We start from the raw sequence: 3,110 nt of genomic DNA, 5'->3' as shown, positions 1-3,110 counted from the left end.
CGGCGGTTCCAAATCAGATCGATCGCGTGTAACGCAAGGTCCTGAGAATTCCGGGACACGATGGTCGTGTCAAAATGATCGAAAGTGGTCGGAATCTGCTTGCTATCGACCCTCGGCCTGATTAAATTTTTGACTCGTTGTTCGGGCAATCAGTTTTTCAACTCAGTCGTGGGAGGAAGAATGCTACGGGCACTTGTCTGTGCGTCGATTCTTTCCGCATTCGGCGCCACTGCTTTGGCGGAAACTCTAAACGCCAATCCAACCTCCAACAACGGCGGGTCGTCGGGGTGGGGGATCTTCTTCAACGTCTCGGCAAATTCGCTTCCGTTATCGATCACCGAGATGACGACAGCCAGCAGCGCCGCGGCCGGCGGAGCCTTCTCCGTCGAGGTCTTCACTCGGACCGGGACCGCTCTAGAGCGTGTTATGCACTTTGCGAGTGAACCGGCAATACTATCGGGATGGCAAGGAAGCCTTATCCCAGTGACGTGACGGATGACGAATGGAATTTCGTCGCTCCGTATCTAATCCTGATGCGTGAGGACGCGCCGCAACGCGAGCACGATCTTCGCGAAGTGTTCAATGCCTTACGGTGGATCGTGCGGGCTGGCTCGCCGTGGCGCTACATGGCCAACGACCTGCCGCCGTGGGAGATCGTGTATCAGCAGACGCAGCGGTGGATCAAAGCGGGCGTGTTCGAGGCGATGGTGCACGACCTGCGGGAGCTGCTGCGAATGGCGCAAGGTCGCAGGCCCGATCCGTCGGCGACGATCTTCGACTCGCGGACGCTTCAGAGCACGCCGGAGAGCGGTCATCGCGCCGGCTACGACGGGGCCAAGCGGAAGAAAGGCTCGAAGGTGCACTTGAGCGTCGATACGCTGGGACATCTCCTGTCACTGCACGTGACACCGGCCGACGAGCAGGACCGTGCCCAGGTGAAGAAGATGGCCCGCCAGGTGCAGAAAGTGACGGGCAAGTCCGTCGAGCTGGCGTTCGTCGATCAGGGTTACACCGGCGAGAAGCCGGCGGAAGACGCCAGGAATCACGGCATCGAGTTGCACGTGGTGAAACTGCCGCAGGCCAAACGTGGATTTGTGCTGCTGCCACGGCGCTGGGTCGTCGAACGATCGTTTGCCTGGCTGGCGCGATGCCGACGACTGGCCAAGGATTACGAGCGTTTACCCGCAACCGTCGCCGGCCTGCACCTCGTCGCATTCGCGTCCCTGATGCTCGCGAACCTGATGTCGGGACTTAGCGGAAGTTCCTAACACGCTCTAGCAGCCCGTGGTGAAAGCCATCTTGGAATCATGGCTCACGCGGCCAGCGCCAGACCGGGATGGGGCGCGAAGTTGATTTCGGATTCGTCTGAATCACGCCGACGCAATCCCACGCCGATCAGGATCGTCCCGATCCATGACCAAATCAACAAGAACAGGCCCTGCAGGCGCCTGGGTTTGCCCACGCCGTGGAGCTTGCGCATGGACAGCGCCAAGTTGAAGCCGGCGGTGTGCACCAGCAGGCGTTTGAGGATGTTGTGGTGGCGTCGCAGGTGCGTGCGGCGCATCGCGCCAGTTTCGTAGGCGTGGGCGAAGGAGCGTTCGATCAGCTCGCCGCGGCGGCGCATCAGCCGGCGGCCGCGCCGTCCCCTGCATCTTCTACGATTGGCATATACCGCATGTTTCTCGTCGGGCTTGTCCTTCCAGTTGCGGCGGCCGCGGTCCGGTTCGCTGGCGTAGCTGCGCAGGTTCATCTCAGATAAGTCCAGCAGCGTCTGGCTGCTGTGGTAGCCCTTGTCGGTCACGACCTCGCTCATCCACTTGTCGTTGATCTTCTCTTGCGTCGCCTGGTCGTCGGACAGTTCACGCAGCGTACTGGTTGCTTCTACTACCGTCGCCATGATCGTGGTGGTGTCACCCTGATCGGCCCCTTGCAGCGTCACGCCCACGATCGCGCCGGTTTTCATGTCCACCGCGTGCTCGGCCTTGTGGGCCAGGTGCGTGCGCCCGTCTTTCATCTTCGTGATCTTCGCATCCGGATCGTGCGGGTGCTGCCAATCGTCGTTTGACCCCTTGTTTTTGCGGTCGCGGTCGAGCCTGGCCAGATCCTCGCGGGTCGGCGTTTCGATCCCGCTGGCCTGCGCCAAGCGCGTGAGGAACTGCTGATACGATTCGCCCGTGTCGCGACGCACGATCGATCGCAGCGCCGCGTTGGCCTCCAGCGTGGTCGCGTCCACGCCGATCGTCTTGCCGTCGATCAGATCGTTCTCCGCCAGGAGTTCCAGCACGAACACGAACACCTCGTGATGCGTCTCCAGATCGATCAACCTTCGCGTCCGCGAGATCGTCGAATGGTCCGGCGGATTCTCATCCAGCGGCAGCGACAGAAACGACCGCAGCGACAGCGAATCCGCCGACCGCCACGCGATGCCGCGCTCGGAGTCGATCCCCTCGAAGTAACCGATCAGCAGGCAGCGGAAGTACACCCCCGGCGGCAGCGACGGCCGGCCCAGCGTCTGGTGATAAAACTGCTCGCAGCGCCGCTGCACGAAGCGGTCGAACGAATGCTCGTCGAGCAATCGATTCAACGCCCGATAGAACGGATGCGCCGGAGAGTGCGCCAGCCCGGCGGCGGTGAAAAACAACGGCTGCTCGACATCCTTGCGTTTGCCCATGGCCATGCGGATCATCCTTGAATTGACTGAGCTCATTAAAGCGCGGGCTCGTCGCCACGGCAAGAGGTGCTCGGCGAAGAAACCGACTTTTACCACGGGCTGCTAGACCGTCACGGACTCCGGCGTATCAGCGTTGTGCGAGACCGTCTGTACGTCGTCGTTGTCTTCCAGCGCCTCGACCAGCTTGAGCAGCTTCTGGGCCTGCCCGGCGTCCAGCGGGATCGTGTTGTTGGGAAGGCTGGCGATCTCCGAGGCTTCGATCGGGATGCCGGACTTCTCGATCGTTTCCTTGACCTTGAGATACGCGGTGGGCGTGGTGATGACCTCAAACACCTCGCCGACGTTGCGGACGTCTTCGGCGCCGGCATCGAGCGCCAGCTCCAGCAGGGCGTCCTCGTCGATCGCGGTGGACTTGATGGTGATGATCCCCTGTTTGAGG

At 61.7% G+C, this 3,110-nt stretch carries 4 protein-coding genes; 1 reads left to right on the top strand and 3 read right to left on the bottom strand.

Features of this window, described 5'->3' with window-relative positions:
• Positions 1 to 149: 149 nt before the first annotated feature.
• Positions 150 to 398 (bottom strand): hypothetical protein, encoded by a 249-nt coding sequence (locus VES88_11490; protein ID HYN82118.1) that lies wholly within the window; start codon positions 396 to 398, stop codon positions 150 to 152.
• A gap of 63 nt (positions 399 to 461) precedes the next feature.
• On the opposite strand from VES88_11490, the gene VES88_11485 reads away from it, so the two are divergent.
• Positions 462 to 1,268: an IS5 family transposase gene (locus tag VES88_11485; GenBank protein HYN82117.1), complete on the top strand. Its 807-nt coding sequence runs from the start codon at positions 462 to 464 to the stop codon at positions 1,266 to 1,268.
• 44 nt (positions 1,269 to 1,312) lie between these two features.
• Here VES88_11485 and VES88_11480 read toward each other — a convergent pair whose 3' ends face one another.
• Both VES88_11480 and VES88_11475 read right to left on the bottom strand, forming a co-directional pair.
• A complete protein-coding gene (locus tag VES88_11480; protein HYN82116.1) occupies positions 1,313 to 2,677 on the bottom strand; it encodes a transposase in 1,365 nt (454 codons plus the stop codon).
• 96 nt (positions 2,678 to 2,773) lie between these two features.
• A partial coding sequence (locus VES88_11475) for a YebC/PmpR family DNA-binding transcriptional regulator (GenBank protein HYN82115.1) occupies positions 2,774 to 3,110 on the bottom strand: 337 nt, incomplete at its 5' end.

The sequence above is a fragment of the Gemmatimonadaceae bacterium genome (assembly GCA_035633115.1).
GTDB lineage: Bacteria > Gemmatimonadota > Gemmatimonadetes > Gemmatimonadales > Gemmatimonadaceae > UBA4720.
The sequence above is the reverse complement of the archived record's forward strand: the minus strand, read 5'-3'. Positions and strand labels throughout refer to the sequence as shown.